The organism is Halopiger djelfimassiliensis (genome assembly GCF_000455365.1).
GTDB lineage: Archaea > Halobacteriota > Halobacteria > Halobacteriales > Natrialbaceae > Halopiger_B > Halopiger_B djelfimassiliensis.
This window is the reverse complement of record NZ_HG315685.1, coordinates 1-23,846: the sequence shown is the minus strand read 5'-3', so window position 1 is coordinate 23,846 and position 23,846 is coordinate 1. Positions and strand designations below refer to the sequence as shown.

Below are 23,846 nucleotides of genomic sequence, written 5' to 3'. Positions count from 1 at the left end.
ATGGGGCTTACGGCCTTCACCCTCGGGGTCAAGCCCCGAAGTACTCGGCCTGCCCCGCCTGTAGAAGACGAGCAGTCGCTGGCGACGCGACAGATCCGCGAGCGAGCGGGCGTCTCGAAAGCCTCGGAGAGCGCTCACGACTGGATGGCGGCAGTACGGCCGCCACCCCCAAAATCGACGGAGTTGCTGTTGAAAGCCGCCGCGAGTGCGAGTTCGATCCATCTACCCGACCGGTGCCCGCGGATCGCGCTCTCGGCCACGTTTCCGGGACGTCCCCGCCGCCCTGACAGTCCGGATACCGTTCCGTTTCGAACACCGACGAACTTTTTACTCGTGTTCGAGTAATGAATCCCGATGTGGCAAGACCTCGTCTTCCTCGCCGGAAGCGCCCTCTCGATCGTCTTTCTCGCACCGACGATCCGTGACGCGACCGCACAGGTACCGCTCGGCTCGAGCGTCCCCTCGATGACCATCGGTACCGTCTACGCGGCCACGTACGCGACGCTCGGCATGACCTTCTCCGCGCTCGGTTCGCTCGGGGTCGCAACGATGTGGTCGCTGATCGTCTGTTACCGCGCGCCCGGATCGGAGACCGGACCGGTGAACGTCGTTCGGTTCGCCGGCAGGATGGCCCGCCGCGGCCGTCGGATCTGCGGTACCGCCGCTCGCTACGGACACCGCGTGAGACGAGACGACTCCCAGCACTCCCAGTCCGGGCACGGCCGATCAGCCGACTGACCGGTTCCCGCGGCGAAGCGGAAGCGGTTCCGATCGAGCGTCAGTCGTCCGGCGTCGCCGACGATTCGGCGGCCGACGCCTCGTCCGCGAACGGGTACCACGACTGCTTTGCATCGTCCATGTACGGCGCTTCGAACGCCGTCTCCTCGGGTTCGCAGAACTCGATCAACCGTTCGGTATCGGTTTCCTCGACCCACTCGCGGAACGGCTGGCCCCGGACGGTGTCGCCGTCCGCTCGAGACTCCGCCGGCGTCTCACACTCCCGGTGGACCGCATACGCCTCGAGCAGGTTTCGGATCGCGCCGGGGGCCTCGTCGGCTGGGACGCGCTGTCGGATCCACTCGACGAACGACGGCTCCTCGCCGACGCCGCCGCCGACGCCGATGTCGAATGCCTCGACCATCTCGCCGTCCTTTCGGGCCCGCATCCCCTGCAATCCGATGTCGGCGGTCATCGCCTGGCCGCAGTCGGCGGTACAGCCGGAGTAGTGGATCTTGATCTTGTCGACGTCGTCGGGGAGTTCGACGTTCGCCTCGAGCCAGCGCAGCATGCGGGCCATGCGGGCTTTGGTCTCCGTCAGCGCGATCGAACAGAACTCCGTCCCCGTACAGGCCACCGCGCCGCGCTCGAAGGTGCTGGGTTCGGGACGATAAGTCTCGAGCAGCGGTTCCGCGAGCAAGGCGTCGAGGTCGTCGTCGGCGACGTCGACGATGACGGGGTTTTGCCGGCGGGTCAGGCGGACCTCGCCGGAGCCGTACTCGGCGGCCAGATCGGCCAGCTCGATGGCGTCCTCGGCGGGCAGACGACCGACGGGAACGCTCAGCCCGACGTAGTTTCGCCCGTCGGCCTGATCGCCGACGCCGACGTGGTCGTGTGGTCCCGCCTCGGGCGCTTTGCCGGCGTTGTAGGTGTACTCCTCGCGGAAGTCCTCGCCCGCGGTGTGCATCTCGAAGTCGACGTACTCCGCCTGCATCGTCTCGCGGATCCTCTCCATGCCCCAATCCTCGGCGAAAAAACGCGTCCGGTTCTTCGAGCGATTCTGCCGCTCGCCGTAGTCGTGGTACAGTTCGACGAACCCCCGGCCGACCTCGAGGGCGTTCTCGGGACGGACGAAGACGTCAAGCGGCGTTGCGGCGCGGGGCTGGCGACCGCCGAGGCCGCCGCCGACGCGGACGTTGAACCCCCGGACTTCGCCGCCGTCGAGCGTCTTTCTCGCCGGTTCGAACCCGATGTCGTTGAGCGAATCCTGAGCGCAGCCGACCCTACACCCCGTCACGCTGATGTTGAACTTCCGGGGCATGTTCGCGAGGTCGTCGTCCCCGCGCAGCTCCTCCTCGAACCGCTCGAGCACCGGCCCGGCCTCGACGAACTCCTCGGCCTTCCCGTGGAGCGGACAGCCGGAGATGTTGCGCATCGTGTCCCCGCCCGCGGAACGGGAGTGGACGCCCTCGGCCTCGAGCTTCTCCCAGATCTCGGGGACGTCCTCGAGTTCGATCCAGTGCAGTTGCACGGACTGGCGCGTCGTCAGGTCGATCCAGCCGTTCCCGAACTCGGGGTTCGCGACGGGGCCGGTCGCGTAGTCGCGGGCGACCTCGCCGATGGCCCGAAGCTGTCCCTGCTCGAGAACGCCGCTGGCGTTCGTCAGTCGCAGCATGAAGTACGACTCCTGGCCGTCGCGCTGGTGGAACAGCCCCCAGAACTTGAACCGGGTGAACCACTCTTCGCGCTCGTCGGCCGGGATCGCCTCGTAGCCGCCGTTTGCCGCGAACCCGAGGATGTGTTCGCGTACCTCGTCGCCGTAACAGCCTTCCTTGTGTTTTGCTGTCTTATTCGCCATCCGCAATCACCTCGACCGAACGATCGAAACAACTATCGTGAAATGGTGATCTAATCATGACCCAATACACATATTTTCTTCATGTTGCTAAACTATATAACCATAATCGTTTATAAACATCTAATTTCTACCCGTAGCGGGAGCCGAACGTAGCATCTCCAATGGAATATGGTCTGTATTAGGGCGTATATTCGACTCGAGCGCCGGATCAGTTGGGAGATCCGAACCGGTGAGAGCGGATCCCGGCCGACAGATGGTGGTATTCGGCCCTGTTCGACGCGCGGACGTGAGCGACATCGCGCGAGAGACGATCGACCGGCGGAACACGGGCGGTCCGCGGCCGCCGAACGGATCTCGGGGGGTTGAGGCACGGGACGGGGTCGAGTCAGCCGTCGACTGGGGAATCGGCTTCGCCGTCCGCTCGAGGGACCGAGGATCCCTCGCCATCGGGGAGTAACGTCGATCGGGTGCGGTAGAGGCCGATCGAAAGCCCGAACGAGATGATGCCGAGGACGAGGACGACAACGAGGCCGGTGGCGTAACCGGCCGTTCCTCGGCGGTCGACGAACAGGCCGAGAATCGGCGGGATGACGAACCCGCCGAACGCGCCGATGCCGCCGACCAGTCCGGACGCGCCGCCGACGGCGTCGGGGACGTATGCCGGCACCAGCCCGAAGACGGCCGCGCTGGCGACGCCCATACCGGCGGCGAGCAGGACCGTCGCGGCGACGGCGGGCACGAACTCGCGGGTCACGACGAGGACGGCCGTCGCACTCGCGATCGCGCCGAAGCCGACGATAGCGGTTCGCTCGCCGCCGATCCGATCGCCGACGATCCCGCCCGGAACGCGGATCACCGCCGCGAGCAGCGTGAAAGCGACCGCCGTCAGTGCGCCGGCGGTTCGCACGTCGACGCCGTGGACGGCCCGCCAGTACGACGGGAGCCAGGTCGTCAGCGCGAGGAAGCCGCCGAACGACGTGAAAAACAGCGCGACGAGCACCCACGTACGGAGGATAGTCGCCGCGTTCCGGACCGAATCCATCGCGTCGCCGCCGGGGAACAGCTCCTGTCCGCAGGCCTCGGCGCGTCGGCGGGCCTCGCGTTCGGCGATCCCGTGCTCGCGAAACTGGAAGGAAGGCGCGTCGACGGCGTAGCGGGCGTAGGCGAGCGTTCCGACGACGAGGAACGCGAACCACGCGAGGTACGCGCCGGTCAACCCGAGCGCGGCCAGCGCGACGGGCAGGACGAGCGTGAACAGCCCCGGCGACGCGTTACCGAGGCCGCCGAAGACGGCGAGCATCGTCCCCTGCTTCTCGGCGGGATACCAGTAGGACGTCTGGGTGGTCCCGACGGCGAACGTCGCGATTCCACAGCCCGAAAGCGCCCCGAAGCCGAACACGATCGGGTAGTGAACCGTCGTCAGTCCGTTCGGAGAACCAAGCAACAGGAGCACGGAGAGGCCCCCCATCCCGACGATCGAGAGCCCGAGCAGGACCAGGAACGGTTTCTTCGCGCCGACGTCCTCCACCCACGCGCCGAAGGGAATCCGCAGCAGCGAGCCGGTCAACTGGGGTGCCGCGACGAGCAAGCCGAGCAACAGCCCGGAGAGATCCATCGCGCCCTCGAACGCCGAGGCGACGGGGCCGTAGAGGACGACGCCGGCGAAACCGACGAAAAACCCCAGCGTGGCCGAGACGAGCCCCTGCCGTGGACTCCCCCGGACGGTGACGTCGGCCTCGTCGCTCGCATCCGTTCCTTCCGCGATCCCTTCACGCATCGATCGACCACCCGAACTGGACCGTCATCGGCAGCCGCTCGCGTCGGCGGCCACCCCGGCGTCGCGCTCGCGTGGTGCCTCGAGGCGGACCGCACACTGCTTGACGTTCGGTTCCTTCGAACGCGGATCGACCTCCGCCACCGTGAGTTCGTTGACCGCGGGCTGGTGGACCGGGAGCCAGACGACGCCGTCGGGAATCGCCCCGTCGCGCTCGACGCGGACGGTGATCGCGCCGCGGCGGGAAGCGACACACGCATACTCCGCCGACTCGTCGTCGCCGGCCGCCGACTCGATCGCCGCTTCCGTGGCGGCGGCGGTCGCCGGACTGACTCGAGCGACGGGTTCGTTTTTCCGTGCGCGGACGCCCGTGTTGTACGCGTCCGGGCGTCGAGCGGTCGTCAGGGTAAACGGGTACTCCTCGTCGGTCGGCTCGGGAAGCGGGCGGGCCTCGCCGGTCGAAAACTGCGCGCGACCGGAAGGGGTCGGAAACGACCAGGAGTCGTCGCGCTCGGCCGCATCGCTGGTGACGTCGGTCTCGACGCCGTCCGGCCGTTCGTAGTACCGGTAGCCCGCTGAGACGTCCGGCTCGGGTGCGGGCCAGCGAACCGCACCCTCCGCCTCGAGACGGGCGTAGCTGATCCCAGAGAGATCGGCGGGTGTTCCCGCGGTCAGCGCCGCCAGTTCCGCGAAGACGGCTTCGGGCTCGAGGGGGTCGTCGAAGAGGTCGGGACCGAGCCGGTCGGCGAGTTCGCCGATCAGTTCGAGATCGGACCCGACGCCCGCAGGCGTCTCCGTCGCGGCGCGAACGCGCGAGACGGTACGTTCCATATTGATCGCCGTCCCCTCGGACTCGCCCCACGTCGCCGCCGGGAGGACGACGTCGGCGACTTCGACTGTCTCGGTTCGGAACGCGTCCTGAACGACGAGGAAGGCGTCCGCGAGCGACTCGCGGACGCGGGTGGCGTCGGGCATGCCGGCGACGGGGTTGGTCGCGACGGCGTAGACAGCCGCGACGTCGCCGCCGATCGCGTCGACGATTCCGACCGGGCCGGGTCCGGGGTCGACAGGCAATCGGGAGCGGGGGACGTCCCACGTTTCGGCGACCGCGCGGCGGTGGGCCGGACCGCCGAAGGGGCGGTGGCCGGGCCATGTCCCCTTCGACGAGCAGACGCGGGTTCCCATCGAGTTGGCTTGGCCGGTCAGCGAGAACGGGCCGGAGCCGGGACGGAGGTTCCCCGTCGCCAGACAGAGATCGATCAACGCGCCCGACGCCGCGGTGCCGTTGACGCTCTGGTTGATCCCCATACCCCAGTAAATCAGGGTTGGATCCTCGAGCGCCGCGGCGAGTCGATCGACGTCGTCCGAAGGGACGGCCGCGGCCTCGGCGGCCGTTTCGGCGTCGGGGAGCCGTTCACGGAGGTCGTCAAACCCCACGGTAGCCTCGGCGACGAACGCACCGTCGACGCGGTCGGTCTCGACGACGCGTGCGAGAACGGCGCGGGCGAGGTCGAGGTCGCGGCCGGGTGCGACGGGAACGTGACGGTCGGCGATCGCGGCGGTCTCGCTCTCGATGGGGTCGACGACGATCAGTTCGGAGTCGTCCGCGTCGGCTGACTGGGTGATCCACCGGAACATGACCGGGTGAGCCGCGGCCGGGTTCGCGCCCCAGACGAGGTGCGTCTGCGCTTCGGGGATGTCGTCGTAGGTCGGCGGCGGCGCGTCGCTGCCGAAGGCGTCGTAGTAGGCCGTCACCGCGCTTGCCATACACAGCGTCGTGTTGGCGTCGTAGTACGGCGTTCCGAGACCGCCGCGGGCGAACTTGCCCAGCGCGTAGGCGGCTTCGTTGGTCTGCTGGCCGCTGCCCAACACGGCGACGCCGTCGTCGCCCCCGAGAGCCGCGTCGAGCCCTTCGGCGGCGCGCTCGAGAGCGATTTCCCTGGTCGTCGGCACCAGTTCGCCGTCCCGGCGGACGAGCGGCCGGGTCAGCCACTCGCCGTCGGGCTCGAGGCTCTCGCTGATCCCGCGCTGGCAGGCCAGCCCGCCGGTAACCGGGTGGGCGGCGTCACCGCGGACGGCGGCGAGACCGTACCCCCTTTCGACCGGCCAGTGGACGTGTCCGCAACCGACCGCACACCGCATACACGTCGTCGGAACGGGGTCCGTCACGCGGTCCACCTCCGGGATTCGACGGACGAAAGATCCAATCCACAATCAAACGCTCTACACGGAATTATGGCCAATATCATACACTATTCCACGAGTATAGAGAACATATGGAGCAACTAAACCGTAATCGTTTACGAAATAAACTATTCTCCTTCGGAGATACTGTTTCAAACAATCTCCGAACGGATAGGGAGAATATAAGGGTCTGAACGCAACTCGACGAGGAAAACGGTCGGACGGGCGTCCACGAACGTACGAGTCGGACGAAACGGTATCGTCATGGCCGCGCGACCACAGTAGAGCCAGCGTCGACCGCGGCGACGGTCTCGAGGCGTCCGTTCGAAACGCCGAGCGGCCGGGAGTCGGTCACTCCCGCCCGACCCATTTCAGGATCAGCAACGTCCCTTCGAACAGCAGGATCATCGTGATCGCGACGAGGATGGGGGCCATCATCGTCGGATCCATCGTGAACATGAACGAGAGACCCGCGAACGCCGCCCAGAAGTACAGGCGCTTCTGTGCGAGCCAGCGACGGGTCGTCACGCCCATCATGATCGCGAGCATGATAAACAGCGGAATCTGGAAGACGATCGCGAGAAAGCCGGTCAGCGTGATGATCAGGTCGAACGTATCGCCGAGCGCGTACGCGATGCTCGCGCTGCCCTCGGCGTAGAACGTGAAGTACTCGAACAGCACCGGCAACACGAGAACGTACGAAAACAGCATGCCAAGCCCCGCGAGCACGACGCTCGTCGGGACGGCCGCGAGGTAGTACTTGCGCTCGTGGCGGTACAGTCCCGGCCGCATGAACAGGTAACACTCGTAGACGAACGTCGGCAACGCCACGATGATCCCGAGCAGGGCCGAGAGTTTGATCCGGGTCAGCCACAGCTCGAGCGGGTGATAGATGTGTGGTGGCGGCACCTCTTCGACCTCGTAGGGGAAGACGTTGAACCAGATATGCTCGAGCGCGTCGGATGCCCACAGGAGACCGATCGCGGTTCCGGCCGCGCCAAAGAGCAAGACGACCGCAAACCGGAGCACCATCTCCTCGATGTGATCGGCGAGGGGCATCTCCTCGTCGTCCGGCGGCGTCGAGATCCCACCGACGTCGTCGTCGGAATCGGGATAGTCCGGATACGATGACCCACCGGAGTCGCGTTCGTGGCCACCGCCGACGACGCCCTCACCGTCGGTTTCGACCGGCGGGTCGTCCTTGCGGTCGACCGTCGACTCGGCGTCGTTCGCGTCGGCGGGGGCGTCGCGCGGCTCTTCAGGGGCGTCAACGTCCCCATCGTCCGCCGGCTCGTCCGACATCTATCGAGATATAGATAGGCCGCCGGTTATAGGCCTTTTTCTTACGAGCATCGACACGGGGGTAGCTATCCCCAAACGACACCCCGGACCGGTCCCAGTTTCACCGTCACCCCAGCACACGGGAAGACACCGTGTCCCTGTCTGGTTCCGTTTCGGGGTGGGGTGACTCGAAAGGTTGATAACTGGATGTCAGTTACCCATCCACAGTAAATGAGCTCAGCCGTCGACGAGGACACCGCCCGGGCGATCAACGCCGGTCGGGAAACACTCGGCGCGATGTTCTCGAGCGCCCAGGCGCACCTCCAGAAGGTGTTTATCGTTTTCGTCATCGGCTTCGTCGGCTCCTTTTACGCACTTCGAGTGTGGATCTGGGGTTTCCTCAAGGCGACGGCGAAAGCGGAGATGTCACAGTCGCTTGCCGACTCGACGGAGGTCATCTCCAGAACGCCGTTCGAGGTCATCCTGTTACAGGCCAAGATCGGGATGTTCGTCGGAATCATCTTCGCTATTCCGGCGTTGTTGTATTTCTCGCGGAACGCGATCCGACGACGCGGCTACGAAAGCGTCGTCCCCATCTCGCGGACGTACATCGCCGGCTTCGTCATGAGTTCGTTCGTCCTGTTCTGGGGCGGCGTCGTCTACGCGTATGCGGTCTTCTTCCCGTTTACGTTCGATTTCCTTGCTGGCAACGCGGTCGGCGCAGGCGTCAAGCCGAGTTACGGCATCACCGAGTTCACGCAGTTCATGGCGTTGCTGACCCTCTCGTTCGGTCTCGCGGCTCAGCTACCGCTGTTTATGGGCGTCCTCTCCTATACGGAAATCGTCCCCTACGAGACGTTCCGCGACAAGTGGCGACACGCGATCGTCGCAGTCACCGTCTTCGGAGCGATGTTCTCCCCGCCGGATCCGTTCACGCTCGTAATGTGGGCGCTGCCGATGGTCGGCCTCTACGTTTTCAGTCTCGGTCTTGCCAAAGTCGTCACGAACATCCGTCGCCGCGGGGCCGCCGAAACGTCCGGCACCGGGACCGAGCACCTCAAGCGGCTCCTGCTCCGGTTCGTCGGCGGGTTGCTGGTGGTCGCCGCCGGGACGACGGCGTTCGTCAACCGGGGCGGCTTCGGGTATCTCGAGGAGTCGGTGTATCCATCCCTTCCGTCGTCGGTCCGGCCGACGGGGACGAGCGAACTCGAGTCGATCGCCCTCGAGTACGGGCTGGCCGGCGACGTGGCGGTCGGCCTGCTCGTGGCCGCCGGCGTCGGTCTCGTGGTACTGTTCGGCTACACGATCAAGATCCTGCAATCGCCCGTGTATCCGCGGGCGGACGACCTCCGTAACGCCGACGATCCCGACGACGTCGACTTCGAAATGCTCGCTGCGGACGACATCGCCGACATCCCGGCGACCGTCTTCCTCAAGATGGACGAGGAGGAGGCCCTCGAGTACTCCCGGGAGGCGATGTACGACGACGACCGGGAGAAGGCGGAGGCGATCATCAACCGGTTCGACACGCTTCAGGAGGCCGAAGAGACCGAAGCGGCCGGCGACGCCGCGGCTGCGAGCGCGGGAGCCGCCGGTGCCGCGGGCGGAGCCCCTGCCGAGGAGGAAAACGTCGTCACGAGCACTGCCGCCGGAATGCTCGATCCCTTCACGGAGGACGAGACGACCGAGGACGACATCGGCGGTTACGCGTACGACATCGCGTTCATTCTCAACAGCCTCACCTCGAAGATGTTCCGTATCGTGGGGCTGTTCATGGTCGTCATGGGCGGGGTCTTCTTCTGGCTCTATCAGGGCGGTCTCGGGAAAATCCTCACCGCGTTTCTCAACCGCGTTCCGGAGGAAGTGCTCAGAGAAGTCGCCATCCGCAACGGGGTCGACCCCGTCGGGTTGAGCCTCAAGGAACTCATCATGGAGATGGACATCGTCATCGCGCTCCATCCCGTCGAAGTGCTGATCTTCGAGGTGAAAGTGAGCGTGCTGGCGGGATTCGTCGCCGTGATCCCGCTCGTGCTCTACTACGCCTGGCCGGCGATGAAAGAGCGTGGACTCGTCCGGGGTGACCAGCGGGTGTTCCTCGTCTGGGGTGGCTCGCTGTTCGGCGGCTTCGCAGTCGGAACCTACCTCGGGTTCTTCTGGATCGCTCCGGCGATCATCTCGTATCTCGTCACCGACGCGATCACCAACCAAATGGTCGTCTCCTACAAGATCAGCAGCTTCTTCTGGCTGGTGATCTTCACGACCATCGGCATCGGGTTCCTGTTCAACATCATCGTCACGATGGCGCTGTTCCACGTCGGCGGCATCATCAGCTACCGGACCATGCTCGATCGGTGGCGACCGGTCGTCGTCGGGATCTTCGCCGTCGCCGCGTTCGCCAGCCCGAAGGGCATCCTGACGATGTTGCTGTTTGCGATCCCGATCGCGCTGACCTACATGATCGGCCTCGCGGTGCTGTACGTGCTCACCGCCGGTGGACGACTCTTCGATGGCGGTGGCGGCGGCGAGACGGCGATCGAACCCGAACCGGAGTCCGAGACCGCAGCCGAGTAACTGCTTCCAGAGACGGGTCGACCGTGGTCGAGAACGCGTTCGACGACCGTGGGGCGGTCGTCAGACGGCTTAAGGGGCCCGCCGCGAAACAGCCACCTGAACTGATGCCCAAAATCAGCGTCGAAATTCCACAGGAACTGCTCGACGACCTCGACGAACACGTCGGCGACGACGGCAAGTTCGTCAACCGAAGCGATGCGATCCGGGCTTCGATCCGGAAGACACTCGATATTCTGGACGAGATCGACGACCGACACGATCGTCTCGAGGCCGACGAATAGCAGTGCCGATCCGTCGGGCGGCGGGGTCGGATTCGAGCGATCAGCGGCGGGACTCGAGGGACGGCTCCGAACGCCCTCCGACGGCGATCACTCCTGATCGAGGCGCTGTGCGAATCCGAAGTTCGGTTTGACGTCGTCGACGCGGACCTCGACGGTTTCACCCGTCTCAGTGCCGGGAACGAACAGTCGGTACCCCTCGACGGAGGCGATTCCGTCGCCCTCACCGCCGACGTCTTCGATCTCGACCTCGAGTTCGTCGCCCGGCCGAATCGGGGCGGTGAGCCGTCCTTTGCCGATGAAGTACACCTCCGAGGACTCGTCACGGCTCGCTTTCGGGTTCGTCGCCCGGACGTACTGGAACTCCGTCTCGACCTCCGCCCGGAACTCGTCGACGTCCGGCCCCTCGAAGACCTTCACGACGAAGTCACCGCCGGTATCGAGCAGTTCGAGGGCGGTCTCGAACGCCTGCCGGGCGAGGTGGAGCGAGCGGGCCTGATCGAGCGAGTATTCGCCGGACATATTCGGTGCCATGTCCGAGACGACGGCGTCGACGGTCCCACCCGCGGCGTCGATGACTCGCTCCCGGGTCCGCGGTTCGGTCATGTCACCGCGGATCGTCTCGACGTTGTCGTAGTCCTCCAGCTCCCGAATCCGCTGGAGGTCGACGCCGATGACCTGCCCGTCGGGGCCGACCGCTTCGGCGGCGACCTCCAGCCAGCCGCCGGGAGCGGCTCCGAGGTCGACGACCGTATCACCGCGGTCGAGGACGTTCTCGAGTTCGTCGAGTTGTTTGAGCTTGTAGGCCGCTCGAGAGCGGTAGCCCTCCTGTTTGGCTTTGTTGTAGTAGTGGTCGCGTCCCGTCATGGCTCCTCTAGACGGTACTGGGGTGTGGCTCGGTCGCTGGGCGATTCGATGCTCGATACAGGCGGCGTTCCGTGGGTCATGGTCCAGTAAAAGGGGGTGATGCTGAAAGGGTTGACGTACTCGCCGCAGCGGCCACCGGAGGAGGCTAACCGCCATCATGACGGTCCCGAGGATACTCTCGTACGGAAATATATTTGCCATTATAAATTTTCTAGAACGCCACGAGTGTTTATCATCCGGAGCTAGGGAGTCAGACGGTAGAATGGGAGAGAGTCACGAATAGCGGATTTACAAAGATATTTGTACCTGAAATGAAATCCTCACGACATGCCTCGCAAGACAGGTGGACGGAGCACAACGCGACGAACGTTTCTGGGCTCGAGTGGGGTCGTCGGACTGACGGCGCTGTCCGCGGGCTGTCTCGGGAACCTCGGCGCTGGGGACGCCGACGACGAGATCACGATGATTCTCAACCCGGCGGAGTCATCCGTCGAGATCAAATCTCAGTATCGCCCGCTGATCGATCACATCGAATCCGAGGTCGACATCTCGATCGAGGTCGACCGGGCGAAATCCTACACGGCGACGCTGCAGGCGCTCAGAAGCGATCGGTGCCACCTCGCCGATACGTCACCGTCGGCCGCCGTTGCGGGCAGTGAGGTCGGGGACATCGTCGGAATTCGAGTCCAGCACGGCGCTGCGCGGTACTTTTCGCTGATCACGACGATGCCGGACAGCGGCATCGAGGAACTGAGCGATCTCGAGGGCGAAACGATCGCGATGGGGGAGCGACTCTCCGTCTCAGGGGCACTTGCACCGATGCGGATGCTCAAAGACGCCGGTCTGGATACCGGAACCGCGCCGGACGGTGATCCCGTCGACTTCACGGCACGGTACGCCGGTCACGACAAGGCCCGGGAACACCTCTTCAACGACGACGAGATCGTCGCGGCGACGACCGGGGCGTTCGCCACCGCAGCACACGTTCCGAAAGAACAGTTCAAACAGCAGTCCGACGATTTCGTCGAGATTTCGGCCGACTACGACAACGCCGGCACGGCCGACGAGGAACTACAGTTGCTGGCCGTGTCCGATCCCCTCCCGCGAGCGCCGATCATGGCCCGGTCGAACTGGGACGATCCGATCCGGGACGAGATCGAGACGGCCATTCTCGAGGCCGAACCGGAGGATCTCAGCCACGAGGAAGGGTACGACGGGGACGAACTCTGGTTCTCCAATGTCGTCGAAGGATCCCACGAGGACTACGAGCCTATCGCCGAAATTATCGACGAACTCGGGCTCGAATTCGCAGATATTTCGTAACAGCTCCAGAAGAAGTTTTCAGTATCTATGAGCGAAATCACTGTGGACGGCCTGACGAAAGCGTACGGCGACACCGTCGCACTCGATGACGTCTCGTTCGAGATTCCCGACGGGGAGTTCGTCGTCGTACTGGGTGTCTCGGGGTCGGGGAAATCCACCCTCCTTCGGTGTATCAACGGTCTCACACAACCGACGGCCGGTACCGTGACTATCGACGACGAGGTGATCACGAGTCCGCGGGACGACATCGCGATGATCTTCCAGAGTCACAACATCATCGGCGAGATGAGCGCGTACGCGAACGCGCTTACGGGCTCGATGGGGCGGAACGGGTTCGTCTGGAGTCTGCTCCGCCTGCAGGACCACGACGAAAAGACCCGTGCGCTGGAGGCGCTCGAGACCGTCGGCCTGCTGGACGAGGCCCAGCAGAAAGCCCGACGGATGAGCGGCGGCCAGCAACAGCGGATCGGCATCGCTCGGGCGCTCGTGCAACGACCGAACGTGTTGCTCGCGGACGAACCGGTCGCGAGCCTCGATCCGGGCAGCGCCCAGCAGGTGATGGACTACCTCCGAACCGCCGCGGCCGAACGGGGACTGACGGCGATGGTGAGTCTCCACCAGGTCAACCTCGCACGGAAGTTCGGCCAGCGGTTCATCGGCCTTCGTAACGGAACGAAAGTGTTCGACGGCTACCGCGAAGAGCTAACGATCGATGCGATCGACGACATCTACGGCGACATCGATACGGACGGGATGGTCGTGGAACGAGCCGACGACCAACCACGGGAGGCGGTTCAATGAGCAGTGAGACAACCGACAGCGCGGACGACCGTACCAGTCACCGCATCGTCGAACGACTAGAACACATTCAACAGACTCGCCGCGTGCGTATCATGTGGGGTCTGGCGCTCGTTTGCGTCGTTGGCTTCCTGTTCGTGCAGGCCCTCAGCGCGGTTGGCTTCTTCACCGAAGCCTACAACTGGGACCACTTCCTCGAGTCGCTGCGCGATTTCTTCCCGATCACGGTGTATTTCTCGAAGTACTTCGCGGGGGTTTCGGGTATCGACGGAATTCCCTTCATCGACTTCGGCCAGTACTGGGCGTTTATCTCCGAAGAGAACCTGGTCTTCGATCCAGACAGCTTCAAAACGTTCGTCTCGAACCCGATCGCCTTCCTCTTCGGGAACAGCTTTGGCATCTTCTCGCTGTTCGGGGAAGCGGGGATTACGCTGGCGGTCGGCTTCGCCGGAACGATCCTCGGGTTCCCGTTGGCGCTGCTGTTCGGCGTCCTCGGCTCCGAGCGCGTCACGCCGTTTCCCTTCAACTTCCTGTTCCGGGGGACGATGTCGGCGATCCGGTCGATCCCCGCGCTGGTGTGGGCGCTGATCTATATCCCGCTGGCCAGCTTTACGCCGCTTGCAGCGTTGCTTGCCGTCGGTACCGACACCATCGGCAACCTCGGTCGGCTGTTTACCGACGAACTCGAGGAGATCGAAGACGGCCCCATCGAGGCGATGGAGACGACGGGGGCCAGCCGGCCACAGATCATCGTCTTCGGGATGTTGAGTCAGGTCCGAACGTCGTTTATCGCCTGGACGCTGTATATCTTCGAGATCAACGTTCGGGCCGCCGTCTCGCTTGGTATCATCGGAGCCGGCGGACTCGGGGAGGTACTCGACGTCCAGCAGGGCCTGTTACAGTTCACCAATATGATGGCGACGCTGCTTTGTATCTTCCTGCTGATCATCTCCGTCGAACTGTTCAGCCAGCGAACCCGCGCGTGGCTCCGGGGTGACGAACCGATGGATCTGCGCGAGCTCGTCCTCGGGCTTCCCAGACGGCTGGTCGAGTCGCTCGCCCGCTGAGCCGAACGGCTCCCGCCGGTCCCGTTCGACGCGCCTGCCAACGAGGGGTATCGTCGGGCCGTCACGAACTGCCGAGTGGATTTCGGGCCACGCGTAAAGGGTGGCTTTTTATGTCGACCGTCCGTACCCCGACGCATATGTTCAAGGCCATCGTGAGCGCGGAAACGCTCACCAGCGCGCTCGATTCGGTGAGCGTGCTGGTCGACGAGTGTAAGATCCACCTCGAGGAAGACGGGCTCGAAATCCGGGCCGTCGACCCCGCGAACGTCGGGATGGTCGACCTCTCGCTCGACGCGGCTGCGTTCGAATCCTACGAGGCCGACGGCGGGCTGATCGGCGTCGACCTCTCGCGGCTCGAGGACATCGCGGGGATGGCCGAGTCAGGCCAGCTCATCCAGCTCGAACTCGACGAAGAGACCCGCAAACTCCAGATCCAGATCGATGGGCTCGAGTACACGCTCGCACTCATCGACCCAGACTCGATCCGCCAGGAACCCGACATTCCGGACCTCGATCTCCCGGCGGAGGTCGTCCTCGAGGGGAAAGATGTCAACCGCTCGGTGACGGCCGCCGATATGGTCTCCGACCACATCGCGCTCGGCGTCGACGAGTCCGACGAGGCCTTCTACGTGAACGCGGAGGGCGACACCGACGACGTCCATCTCGAACTCACACAGGAGGATCTGATCGATCTGCAGGTCGGCCCCGCCCACTCGCTGTTCTCGCTCGATTATCTCAAGGACATGAACAAGGCGATTCCCGCGGACACCGAGGTCACGCTCGACCTCGGCGAGGAGTTCCCGGTCAAGATCTACTTCGGCTTCGCTGAAGGGCAGGGACAGGTTACCTACATGCTCGCACCGCGGATTCAAAGCGACTAACGCCGGACGCGCTGTTTTCCCCACCGCCGAAGCGAGACTACTTAAAAAAAGGACATAGGAAGGGCAGTCCCTACCAGTCCACTCACGGTAGAGGGACGTATGCCCTCCACTGACGACTCCGCTGACGGTCCAGAAACGCAAGAATCGGTGTCCGTGACGACGTTCGATCCCGACGCCGGCGAACGAGCGAGCGAGGCGGTCGTCACGGCAGTCGCGGCGATTGCCGACGAGGATCCGAGCGCGCTCGAACCCCTGTACGACGTCGTCGACCCGGACGCGCTCGATTCGCTGGTCGAACACGCCAAACGGGTCGACGACGCAGGCACGCACGAACTGTGGTTCACCTACGAGGGGTTCGACGTCGGCGTGCGAACCGACGGCGAGATCCGGATCAGGGACGCGGCGACGGCGGATTCGAACCAGTAAACCGCGTCCGACCGGCTCACCGCTGCTCGTCGAGAAACGCACGTAACGTCTCGGAGACGCGGTCGGCGTTCTCGATGAACAGGCAGTGGGGACCGCCTTCGACGAGTTCGAGGCGAGCGTTCGGAATCGTTTCCGCGAGCAGCCGTGCGTTTGCGGCGGGGACGACGCGGTCGTCCGTTCCGTGAACGACCAGCGTCGGCATCCGAATCCGGTCCAGCCGATCGCTGACGTCGAAGTTCAGGACGGCGGCCGCCTGGGCCTCCCGGGCCGGCTCGTCAGCGTCTTGCTCGAGTCGCCACTCGATGATCCGATCCATCAGATGCGGGTTTCGGTTCGTGAACCGCTCGGTAAACGCCGGTCGCATCCGGTGGCGCAGCGTCTCCCGATCGCTTGCGCCCTTCGGAACGTCGAAGATGTGTTCGCGCGTCTCTTCGGGGACCGGGACCGCGTCCGGACCGCCGTGGCTCGTACACAGCAACGCCAGCGACTTCGCCCGGGAGTACTCGAGCGCGTACTGCTGGGCGATCATCCCGCCCATGCTCGCGCCGACGAGGTGGGCCTCCCGGATGCCCGCGTCGTCGAGGACCGCCTCGAGATCGGCGGCCAGTCCGGCGACCGAATAGCCGGCGACCTTGAGCAGCAGCGGCGCTCGAAGTTTGCGGGGCAGGCGGGCCACAAGCGGCGGTAAGCCGGCATCGGAGCGGCCGGTACCGCGGTTGTCGGGAGCGACCGTCTCGTACTCGTCGGCGACGGCCTCGCGTTGCCAGCGCCACATCCACCGGCCGTATCCCAGCCCCTGAACGAAGACGACCGGTGCTCGATCGGTCCCGTCGTCGCTCGGCTCGCGCTCGTAGTAGATCGACACGCCGTCCCGTATCGCCCGTGGCATACTCGCCACGACGTGTCGGGTGCCCTTTAACTCGACCCTCGAGCGATGACCCCGCTGGAGGGCACCGATTCCCATCCGGCTCGGGATCACGACCCAGCGAACGCGGTGAAGCCGTCGAGGGGGAGTAACGATAGCTTACGGATACGGTCGCCCTCGACCGACAATCAGTGGACTTAATCCGTCAGAGTAGTTTCCCATTACCGATGCAGCGACTGCACGCCCGGTACCCGTTTCTCGAGGCGGCCCGCGACGCCGTCGCGACGGAGGCCGTCGATCTGGCAACCGTCGTCGAGCGGGATCGCGCCGTCGTCGATCGCGCCAGACAACGCGTGATTACCGCGCTCGAGGACGGCGGGACCGGCGAACCACACCGCGATGCCCGCATCGAACTGCTCTCCTATCCCGTCGCCCGCGTTCTCGTCTCGATGGTCGACGAACGCGTCCTCGTGCGCAAGTACGCTCGTGCCGAGGCCGCGACCGCCGCCGATCGGATCGCCGACGATCTGACGGCATCGACCGAACTGAAAAGCGTCGAGTCGAGCGGGATCTCCCTCGATGCGTTGCTCGCGGAGTTCGACCTCGAGGACGCGGTCCGGGCGGTGGGTGAGACGGAGTATCGGATCGACGTCGGGACTTACCTGCTGCTGGCCGAGGACCTGTGGGATGACAACTGGCAACTCGTTAATCAACCGTTGATCGACGGCGAGATTCCGGTCGACGAGGACGAGTTACTCACCCTCGTCCGGGAGGCGGTCCGGGGACACATCGAGGACGGCCTGCCGTTCGACGTACCCGAGGCCATCGCGGACGAACTCGAGGCCGACGCCGACGAGATCCGCGAGGTGCTCGCCGATCTGGATCTGACCCGCGAGATCGACACCGTCGTTCCGGACCTGTTCCCGCCGTGTATGAAGGCGCTGCTGGATCGGATTCAGAAGGGCGAACACCTCCCCCATCACTCGCGGTTTGCCATCACCGCGTTTCTGGCGAGTATCGGCATGAGCACCGACGAGATCGTGGATCTCTACCGCGTGAACTCCGCGTTCGGCGAGGAGATGACCCGGTATCAGACCGACCACATCCGCGGGGAGACGTCGCCGACGGAATACTCGCCGCCCTCGTGTGCGACGATGCAATCGTACGGCGACTGCGTGAACAAGGACGATCTCTGTGAGCGGATTCCCCATCCGATGGCCTACTACGAGGAACGGATCGACGACGCGGACGACGAGGAACTCGAGGACTGGCGCGAGAGCGAAACCGAGGAAGAGGCGTCCGCAAGCGGCGACTAGTCGTCCCGTTTCGAGGCGGCCGCGTCGAACTTCCCTGCCGTGTCCTCGGAGTCGGCACCGTTCATACTAATTATCCAAGGAGAAACTGCTGTCGCAGAGCAGAAATCGATCAGGCCGCGTTCTGTGCCTCGAGATCGTCGCTCTCGCCGTCGAGATCGTCCTCCGGATCGTTCATGACGTACGCGAGACCGATGCCGATGCCGGTCAGCAAAACGATGAAGCCGACGATCGCACCGACGAGCAGCCTCGCGCCCTCCGGCGGGAGGATCCCGCTTTCACCGCCGTACGTGGTCCCGATGCCGACCATGATGCCGATCATCAGGACGACGGTAGAGACGGACACGGCGATTTCGATGAGCCAATCGTGTTCGACCATTATCGGATCGATTGTCTCGGCCCGGACAAAAGGACTTCGAAGGGGTGCTCGAGCGGCGGACACCGGGATGCGCGGACCGACGCCGCTACGAGGCGGTCATCCCGCGCTCGAGTTGGCGGAGCTGTTCGACCCGTTTTTCCATCGGCGGGTGCGTGCTGAACAGGCGGCCGACGATGCCGGACTTGATGGGGATGATGAAGAAGGCGTTCATCTCGGCTTCTTCGCGCATGTCCTCTTTCGGGACGCGATCTATCTGCCCGGAGATCTTCATGAGCGCGGACGCGAGCGCCGAGGGGTTGCCGGTGATGGCGGCCGCGCCACGGTCGGCGGCGTACTCGCGGTACCGCGAAAGCGCCCGGATGAGCAGGTAGCTGACGATCCAGACGACCAGCGAGACGAGGATGGCGACGACGATACCGCCGCCGCCCTGACGACCGCGGTTGTGACCGCCGCCGAAAAACATCCCCCAGCGGACGATCATGAACGCGATCGTCGAGAGGAACGAGGCGATCGTCATCACCATCATGTCCCTGTTTTTGACGTGGGCGAGTTCGTGAGCGAGCACGCCGTCGAGTTCGTCCCGATCGAGCGTTCGCATGAGACCCGTGGTCACACAGACGGCTGCGTTGCGCTGGTTACGGCCGGTCGCGAAGGCGTTCGGAACGCTCGAGTCGATGACCGCTACCTTGGGCTTCGGGAGATCCGCCTGCTGGGAGAGGCGTTCGATCGACGCGTGCAGTTCCGGGTAGTCGTCGGCCGAAACCCGTTTCGCGCCCATGCTCCGGAGGGTCAGCGTGTCGCTGAAGTAGTACTGGACCAGCGACATCCCGCCGAACATGAGCCCGAACAGGAAGATCCCACCGCCAATGTAGGCGGTGAGAACCCCTGCGAAAACGATGTACAGCGCAAACAGCAGGAACATCGTCAGAAACATTCGGAGGCGAAGCCCCCAGTCCGCCTGCCAGTTCATAGTCAGCGTTACGGTCCGCAGAGAAATAAGTACCCTGACGGTTCGAGCCGATACGGGGGTCAAACGGTTGCGCGACGCGAAATTCGTCTCGAGCGACCGGTTCCCGGGACCCCTCCGTTTCGTGTGGAAATCCCGGGACGTAATATCGTCCGACATCCCGTTGTGAGTGATCGTCTGACGCGCGGCTGACGCGTCCGAGGTTCGGATTCCGGGCGGCCGAGTCGGGCCGTTCGCCCCTTCGTTTCGCGTGGAACTGCCGAGCGAAACGATCCGGCGAGAGCGCGCTGTTTAACTCCCTCAGTCCCCAAACGGGGACACTAATGAGTGATTCGCGTGCGTTCTGTCCCCGCTGTGGCGACCCGGTCGAGCGGTCGTCGAGCGACGCGGACGCGACGGACCCGCTCCGTCCGGGTGCCGAGGTCGAACTCTGCGATGGGTGTTACTTCGAGGACTTCGACTTCGTGGACGCACCGGACCGGATCGACGTGCGCGTCTGTTCGCAGTGCGGGGCGGTCCACCGCGGAAACCGGTGGGTCGACGTCGGGGCCAGAGATTACACCGACATCGCGATCGAGGAGGTCAGCGAGGCGCTCGGCGTCCACGTCGACGTTGCCGACGTCGCCTGGCAGGTCGAACCCGAGCAGGTCGACGAGAACACGATCCGGATGCACTGTTATTTCACGGGCGTCGTTCGGGAGACGCCGGTCGAGGAGCAGGTGATGGTCCCGGTCAAGATCTCGCGCCAGACCTGCAAGCGGTGCGGTCGGATCGCCGGCGATTACTACGCCAGTATCGTCCAGATCCGGGCCGAAGACCGCACCCCGACGACCGAGGAAACCGATCGAGCGAAGGAGATCGCAAACGCCGTCGTCGCCGATATGGAGGCGACGGGCGATCGCAACGCCTTCGTCACCGAAATAGGCGAGGTCGACGAGGGGCTGAACATCAAGGTCTCGACAAACAAGATCGGCAAGAAGATCGCGAACAAGATGATCGAGGAGTTCGGCGGCACCGTCAACGACGCCGAAACGCTGGTCACCGAGGACGAGGACGGCAACGAGGTCTATCGGGTCACCTTCGCCGTCCGGCTCCCGCCGTACACGCCGGGCGATATCATCGACCTCGCAGACGACGAGACGGGACCGGTGCTCGTCCGCAGCGCCCACGGAAACCTTAAGGGAACCCGGGTGACCACCGGCGACCGGTACGAGGCGGGCTACGAAGCCGGGAACGCGCCGGACGCGCGCAAACTCGGGGAACTCGAGGACGCCGTCGAGACGACCGTCGTGACCGTCGAGGACGAAAACGCCGTGCAGGTGCTCGACCCCGAGACGTTTCAGGCGAAGACCGTCGCCCGGCCGGACTACTTCGATCCCGACGCCGAGACGGTCCCGGTCCTGAAAAGTCGCGCGGGCCTGCACATCCTCCCCGACGAGACCGATGTCTGAGGAACCGGACGGCGAACCGACGCCCGAAGACGTCCTCGAGCGGACGCGGACGGACGCACCGCTTGCCGCCGTCGTCGGAAAACCCCGCGCGGAGGCGGCCATCGAATCGCTTCGGGCCGAGGGGGTCTACGACGACTCGCGGCGCGTGCGAGCGGACGGTCCCGACAGGGTCGCTCTCCCCGTCACGGAACCGCCGACGGAGACGCGCGTCCGCGACGTCGTTCGGCAGGTCGATCCCGACCCCCGCACTCGCGGACTCGAGGACCTGCTTGCCGACCGGGGCTGGAGCGACGCCGACATCGAAACGGCTCCGGGGTCGTGGGCCGTGATCGGGTCGGTGATCCTCGTGACGGTGCCCGAGGGCTGTCCCGACGAGACGGCACTCGGCGAGGCCCTGCTGGAACTGCACGGCGAGGCCGACAGCGTGCTGGCCGACGAGGGGATCGCAAACGACGGCGCGGCCGGCACCTACCGCGAACCCCGCACCCGCCACATTGCAGGCGAACGGGACACGGAAACGATCCACACCGAACACGGGACCCGGTACGGACTCGACCCCGCGTCGGTGATGTTCTCGCCGGGGAATCAGGCCGAGCGCGCCCGGATGGGCGAGGTCGTGGACGCCGACGAGCGCGTGTTCGACATGTTCGCCGGCATCGGCTACTTCACCCTGCCGATGGCCCGGGCCGGAGCGCGGGTGACGGCGACCGAACTGAACCCGACGGCGTTTCGCTACCTGCTCGAGAACGCCGTGTTGAACGACGTGGGCGACCGGATCGACGCCTACATGACCGACTGCCGGGAGCTGGCGGGCGAAACCGAGGCCGACCGGGTCGTCATGGGCTACTACGGCAGCGCGGACGGCACGGACGAACGCGGGCGCGGCACCCGGACGGACGAGGCCCACGAGTTCCTCGAGCACGCGCTCGAGGCGCTCGTCCCCGGCGGCGTCGTCCACTACCACGAGGCGACGCCGGAATCGCAACTCTGGGACCGGCCCGTCTCTCGCCTCGAGTCGGCGGTCGAGGGGACAGACGGAACGCTCGAGGTGCTCGAGAAACGACGGGTGAAAAGCCACAGCGCGGGCGTCGTTCACGTCGTCGTCGACGCTCGAGTCGAGTAACGGGAGACGGTCGCGACGGCAACACGCCCGGAGTGAACTGCCTCAGCCAGCTCCACCGGTAACTCGAGCGTGCCGGTGGCGCGGTACTGACCTGAAACCGGCTACCGTGAAGAGGTGGGGCAAGCCGTCCGGTGGACGGGCACGTCCGTCACCCGATTCACAACCAGCGGCTCCCCGCCAGCCGCCGTTTCCGTAGCGTCCCCGGCAACCTCCCGCTCGAGTTGTGGATCGGGCTCGATCTCCAACTCGGCGTTTGGCTTGGGCCTCATCGACAGCGGCGCACCGCCGTTCTGTTGTTTGACGTGGACGGGTTCGTGGGCTAGCAGGAACTGCCCCTCCGCGCTCTCGGGATCGTATTCGCCATGGTTGAACGTGATGTGGTTGCCGACGGTAACGGCTCGAGCGTTGACGTCCCCGCATGCGCGGACGGCCTTCGGACCAATATGAATTCGGACATCACCAAACGAGTCGTCCACACGATCTTCCAGCGCCTGCTGTGTCCGACGGACGAGCATCGCGGTTACCGGCTGAACAGTGTGTCTTTGATCTGGTCGTACAGCGACTGATCGCTCCCCGACTCGACCAGCCCCCCGAGTTCGTCCCAAGTGATCGGGAGATCCGGGCGGAATTCGTGGGTATAGTCAGGGATATCCGCGCTGAAGTCGTAATACGGCGGGTAAATGTCGAAGCTATCGTATTTCCCAGTGAACCGATACTGGCCGTGGCCCAGCACTCGGTACTCCTCGGGCGGTTCCAGCCCCATCATGAGATAGCAATCGCGGATCTGACACCGGAGATTATAGACGAGATAATCCCGAAACGGTGCCGGATCGACCAGCGGTGCTGGAAACAGTTCGACCCGCGCGTCCGGTTCTCGATCCGGCGCGTCACCGCGCCAGACCGTTTTGCGTTCCCCTCTGGCGACGTAGTAAGTGATCCCGATGCCCGACACCGCCTCGATTGCGCCGTCATCATCGAGGTAGATCTCCTGTTTGTAGATAACCGCGTCCTCGCCGCCGATCTGCTCCGCGGGAAGTGCTTCCGGGCGCGTGGTATCCCCAATATCAACGTCCGGGTCGTCCGCGTAGTGACTCAGACTCTGGGAAAGGAGGTCCCCGAAGTACCTCTTTATCTCCTCGACCGAGAGGTCCTGCAACGCCTGCCGGACCGCCTCGAACTGATCCGCGTCTAGATCCCACGGCAGTGTGTCGTACTCCGTCTCCTGATCGACATAGTATTTCGCGTATCGACGGGCTTGACTGACGTGTTCGCCCTCGCTGTAAGTTCGTTTGTCAGGATCATCCGGATAGCCGTTTTGCTCGTGGTAGGTGATTTCCCCATCGAATCCAACATGAATTCCGTGGCTTGTCTCGTTATTGTCGATAACTCTTAGACCAACTCCGTTTTCGTCTTCATCCCCAAGAATGGCTTTCATGCCTTCACCTCCTCAGGTGAGGGAACACTGTCCGGACGGTCACCTGAACCAGTCTGCTCATCACTGGTGTCGAACTCTTGATTAGTCTTCAGACCGAGGACATTACGTACGACTTTTTGGATTTTACCGGCGGTCTGCTCACCGAACTTGGTGGTGAGGAACGCCCCGAGTGGTACGCCAGCGAGTCCACCGGCGACGGCACCGGCTGGACCGGCGACGGACCCGAGCATCGAACCCGCGGTCCAGCCTTTCGTCGCGCCTTTGACCGGGCTGCTGGCCGCGTCCTGT

At 64.6% G+C, this 23,846-nt stretch carries 22 protein-coding genes and 1 pseudogene; 12 read left to right on the top strand and 11 right to left on the bottom strand.

Annotated elements, in window-relative coordinates:
* Together TX80_RS19695 and TX80_RS06040 are read left to right on the top strand one after the other, a co-directional pair.
* Positions 1–345 (top strand): hypothetical protein (locus tag TX80_RS19695; protein ID WP_230198681.1); only part of this gene is annotated, 345 nt, incomplete at its 5' end.
* A gap of 9 nt (positions 346–354) precedes the next feature.
* The gene (locus TX80_RS06040; RefSeq protein WP_049922244.1) at positions 355–738 is read left to right on the top strand and encodes a hypothetical protein; all 384 of its coding nucleotides are present in this window, start codon (positions 355–357) and stop codon (positions 736–738) included.
* 40 nt (positions 739–778) lie between these two features.
* Here TX80_RS06040 and TX80_RS06035 read toward each other — a convergent pair whose 3' ends face one another.
* The 4 genes from TX80_RS06035 to tatC all read right to left on the bottom strand — a co-directional run bounded on the left by TX80_RS06035 (position 779) and on the right by tatC (position 7,835).
* Positions 779–2,575 (bottom strand): nitrite/sulfite reductase, encoded by a 1,797-nt coding sequence (locus TX80_RS06035; RefSeq protein ID WP_049922243.1) that lies wholly within the window; start codon positions 2,573–2,575, stop codon positions 779–781.
* A gap of 385 nt (positions 2,576–2,960) precedes the next feature.
* Positions 2,961–4,352, bottom strand: a complete 1,392-nt coding sequence (locus TX80_RS06030) for an MFS transporter (protein WP_049922242.1) — start codon at positions 4,350–4,352, stop codon at positions 2,961–2,963.
* A gap of 24 nt (positions 4,353–4,376) precedes the next feature.
* A complete protein-coding gene (nasA, locus tag TX80_RS06025) occupies positions 4,377–6,518 on the bottom strand; it encodes an assimilatory nitrate reductase NasA (protein WP_326544627.1) in 2,142 nt (713 codons plus the stop codon).
* A gap of 366 nt (positions 6,519–6,884) precedes the next feature.
* Positions 6,885–7,835, bottom strand: coding sequence for a twin-arginine translocase subunit TatC (gene tatC / locus TX80_RS06020; RefSeq protein ID WP_049922241.1), 951 nt, complete (start codon positions 7,833–7,835; stop codon positions 6,885–6,887).
* A gap of 210 nt (positions 7,836–8,045) precedes the next feature.
* Between tatC and TX80_RS06015 the strand changes: the two genes are divergently transcribed.
* Together TX80_RS06015 and TX80_RS06010 are read left to right on the top strand one after the other, a co-directional pair.
* The gene (locus TX80_RS06015; protein ID WP_049922240.1) at positions 8,046–10,385 is read left to right on the top strand and encodes a twin-arginine translocase subunit TatC; all 2,340 of its coding nucleotides are present in this window, start codon (positions 8,046–8,048) and stop codon (positions 10,383–10,385) included.
* A gap of 104 nt (positions 10,386–10,489) precedes the next feature.
* Positions 10,490–10,666 carry a ribbon-helix-helix domain-containing protein gene (locus tag TX80_RS06010; protein WP_049923164.1) on the top strand — a complete coding sequence of 59 codons (177 nt, stop codon included), beginning with the start codon at positions 10,490–10,492 and terminating at the stop codon, positions 10,664–10,666.
* Positions 10,667–10,753: 87 nt separating this feature from the next.
* Here the strand turns inward: TX80_RS06010 and TX80_RS06005 are convergent, their stop codons facing one another.
* Positions 10,754–11,530: a 23S rRNA (uridine(2552)-2'-O)-methyltransferase gene (locus TX80_RS06005; RefSeq protein WP_049922239.1), complete on the bottom strand. Its 777-nt coding sequence runs from the start codon at positions 11,528–11,530 to the stop codon at positions 10,754–10,756.
* Positions 11,531–11,857: 327 nt separating this feature from the next.
* On the opposite strand from TX80_RS06005, the gene TX80_RS06000 reads away from it, so the two are divergent.
* From TX80_RS06000 to TX80_RS05980, 5 genes are all read left to right on the top strand, one after another.
* Positions 11,858–12,853: a PhnD/SsuA/transferrin family substrate-binding protein gene (locus TX80_RS06000; protein ID WP_049922238.1), complete on the top strand. Its 996-nt coding sequence runs from the start codon at positions 11,858–11,860 to the stop codon at positions 12,851–12,853.
* A 27-nt stretch (positions 12,854–12,880) separates the two neighbouring features.
* Complete coding sequence (locus TX80_RS05995; RefSeq protein ID WP_049922237.1) at positions 12,881–13,654, top strand: phosphonate ABC transporter ATP-binding protein; 774 nt, start codon at positions 12,881–12,883, stop codon at positions 13,652–13,654.
* Positions 13,651–14,718: a PhnE/PtxC family ABC transporter permease gene (locus TX80_RS05990; RefSeq protein WP_081661472.1), complete on the top strand. Its 1,068-nt coding sequence runs from the start codon at positions 13,651–13,653 to the stop codon at positions 14,716–14,718. The genes TX80_RS05995 and TX80_RS05990 overlap by 4 nt, the downstream gene beginning before the upstream one ends.
* A 137-nt stretch (positions 14,719–14,855) precedes the next feature.
* Positions 14,856–15,599, top strand: a complete 744-nt coding sequence (locus tag TX80_RS05985) for a DNA polymerase sliding clamp (protein WP_049923162.1) — start codon at positions 14,856–14,858, stop codon at positions 15,597–15,599.
* A gap of 99 nt (positions 15,600–15,698) precedes the next feature.
* Positions 15,699–16,025, top strand: a complete 327-nt coding sequence (locus TX80_RS05980; RefSeq protein ID WP_049922236.1) for a HalOD1 output domain-containing protein — start codon at positions 15,699–15,701, stop codon at positions 16,023–16,025.
* Positions 16,026–16,041: 16 nt separating this feature from the next.
* Here the strand turns inward: TX80_RS05980 and TX80_RS05975 are convergent, their stop codons facing one another.
* On the bottom strand, positions 16,042–16,914 hold the full coding sequence (locus TX80_RS05975) for an alpha/beta fold hydrolase (protein WP_049923161.1): 873 nt from the start codon (positions 16,912–16,914) through the stop codon (positions 16,042–16,044).
* Positions 16,915–17,117: 203 nt separating this feature from the next.
* On the opposite strand from TX80_RS05975, the gene priL reads away from it, so the two are divergent.
* Positions 17,118–18,206 (top strand): DNA primase regulatory subunit PriL, encoded by a 1,089-nt coding sequence (priL, locus tag TX80_RS05970; RefSeq protein ID WP_049922235.1) that lies wholly within the window; start codon positions 17,118–17,120, stop codon positions 18,204–18,206.
* A 109-nt stretch (positions 18,207–18,315) separates the two neighbouring features.
* Here priL and TX80_RS05965 read toward each other — a convergent pair whose 3' ends face one another.
* Together TX80_RS05965 and htpX are read right to left on the bottom strand one after the other, a co-directional pair.
* Positions 18,316–18,582 carry a DUF7472 family protein gene (locus tag TX80_RS05965; RefSeq protein WP_049922234.1) on the bottom strand — a complete coding sequence of 89 codons (267 nt, stop codon included), beginning with the start codon at positions 18,580–18,582 and terminating at the stop codon, positions 18,316–18,318.
* A gap of 85 nt (positions 18,583–18,667) precedes the next feature.
* A complete protein-coding gene (gene htpX, locus TX80_RS05960) occupies positions 18,668–19,552 on the bottom strand; it encodes a zinc metalloprotease HtpX (protein WP_049922233.1) in 885 nt (294 codons plus the stop codon).
* Positions 19,553–19,872: 320 nt separating this feature from the next.
* Here htpX and TX80_RS05955 point away from each other — a divergent pair, with 320 nt between their 5' ends.
* Positions 19,873–21,000, top strand: a complete 1,128-nt coding sequence (locus tag TX80_RS05955; protein WP_049922232.1) for a 60S ribosomal export protein NMD3 — start codon at positions 19,873–19,875, stop codon at positions 20,998–21,000.
* Positions 20,993–22,123 (top strand): class I SAM-dependent methyltransferase, encoded by a 1,131-nt coding sequence (locus TX80_RS05950; RefSeq protein WP_049922231.1) that lies wholly within the window; start codon positions 20,993–20,995, stop codon positions 22,121–22,123. Before TX80_RS05955 ends, TX80_RS05950 begins: the two co-directional genes overlap by 8 nt.
* A 101-nt stretch (positions 22,124–22,224) precedes the next feature.
* Here TX80_RS05950 and TX80_RS05945 read toward each other — a convergent pair whose 3' ends face one another.
* The 3 genes and pseudogenes from TX80_RS05945 to TX80_RS19690 form a co-directional block, all read right to left on the bottom strand.
* Complete coding sequence (locus TX80_RS05945; RefSeq protein WP_049922230.1) at positions 22,225–22,638, bottom strand: eCIS core domain-containing protein; 414 nt, start codon at positions 22,636–22,638, stop codon at positions 22,225–22,227.
* Positions 22,639–22,643: 5 nt separating this feature from the next.
* Positions 22,644–23,558 carry a hypothetical protein gene (locus TX80_RS05940; protein ID WP_049922229.1) on the bottom strand — a complete coding sequence of 305 codons (915 nt, stop codon included), beginning with the start codon at positions 23,556–23,558 and terminating at the stop codon, positions 22,644–22,646.
* Positions 23,555–23,846, bottom strand: a pseudogene (locus TX80_RS19690) (hypothetical protein); the annotation flags it as partial. The pseudogene TX80_RS19690 and the gene TX80_RS05940, both read right to left, overlap by 4 nt.

Excerpts from the sequence above, each read along its gene's own strand:
- TX80_RS06035 (WP_049922243.1), bottom strand. The coding sequence starts at position 2,575 with ATGGCGAATAAGACAGCAAAACACAAGGAAGGCTGTTACGGCGACGAG.
- TX80_RS06005 (WP_049922239.1), bottom strand. The coding sequence starts at position 11,530 with ATGACGGGACGCGACCACTACTACAACAAAGCCAAACAGGAGGGCTAC.
- priL (WP_049922235.1), top strand. The coding sequence starts at position 17,118 with ATGCAGCGACTGCACGCCCGGTACCCGTTTCTCGAGGCGGCCCGCGAC.
- TX80_RS05995 (WP_049922237.1), top strand. The coding sequence starts at position 12,881 with ATGAGCGAAATCACTGTGGACGGCCTGACGAAAGCGTACGGCGACACC.
- TX80_RS05945 (WP_049922230.1), bottom strand. The coding sequence starts at position 22,638 with ATGCTCGTCCGTCGGACACAGCAGGCGCTGGAAGATCGTGTGGACGAC.
- TX80_RS05975 (WP_049923161.1), bottom strand. The coding sequence starts at position 16,914 with ATGCCACGGGCGATACGGGACGGCGTGTCGATCTACTACGAGCGCGAG.
- TX80_RS05980 (WP_049922236.1), top strand. The coding sequence starts at position 15,699 with ATGCCCTCCACTGACGACTCCGCTGACGGTCCAGAAACGCAAGAATCG.
- htpX (WP_049922233.1), bottom strand. The coding sequence starts at position 19,552 with ATGAACTGGCAGGCGGACTGGGGGCTTCGCCTCCGAATGTTTCTGACG.
- TX80_RS06000 (WP_049922238.1), top strand. The coding sequence starts at position 11,858 with ATGCCTCGCAAGACAGGTGGACGGAGCACAACGCGACGAACGTTTCTG.
- TX80_RS06015 (WP_049922240.1), top strand. The coding sequence starts at position 8,046 with ATGAGCTCAGCCGTCGACGAGGACACCGCCCGGGCGATCAACGCCGGT.
- TX80_RS05955 (WP_049922232.1), top strand. The coding sequence starts at position 19,873 with ATGAGTGATTCGCGTGCGTTCTGTCCCCGCTGTGGCGACCCGGTCGAG.
- TX80_RS05940 (WP_049922229.1), bottom strand. The coding sequence starts at position 23,558 with ATGAAAGCCATTCTTGGGGATGAAGACGAAAACGGAGTTGGTCTAAGA.
- TX80_RS05965 (WP_049922234.1), bottom strand. The coding sequence starts at position 18,582 with ATGGTCGAACACGATTGGCTCATCGAAATCGCCGTGTCCGTCTCTACC.
- TX80_RS06040 (WP_049922244.1), top strand. The coding sequence starts at position 355 with ATGTGGCAAGACCTCGTCTTCCTCGCCGGAAGCGCCCTCTCGATCGTC.
- tatC (WP_049922241.1), bottom strand. The coding sequence starts at position 7,835 with ATGTCGGACGAGCCGGCGGACGATGGGGACGTTGACGCCCCTGAAGAG.
- TX80_RS06030 (WP_049922242.1), bottom strand. The coding sequence starts at position 4,352 with ATGCGTGAAGGGATCGCGGAAGGAACGGATGCGAGCGACGAGGCCGAC.
- TX80_RS05990 (WP_081661472.1), top strand. The coding sequence starts at position 13,651 with ATGAGCAGTGAGACAACCGACAGCGCGGACGACCGTACCAGTCACCGC.
- TX80_RS05950 (WP_049922231.1), top strand. The coding sequence starts at position 20,993 with ATGTCTGAGGAACCGGACGGCGAACCGACGCCCGAAGACGTCCTCGAG.
- TX80_RS05985 (WP_049923162.1), top strand. The coding sequence starts at position 14,856 with ATGTTCAAGGCCATCGTGAGCGCGGAAACGCTCACCAGCGCGCTCGAT.
- TX80_RS06010 (WP_049923164.1), top strand. The coding sequence starts at position 10,490 with ATGCCCAAAATCAGCGTCGAAATTCCACAGGAACTGCTCGACGACCTC.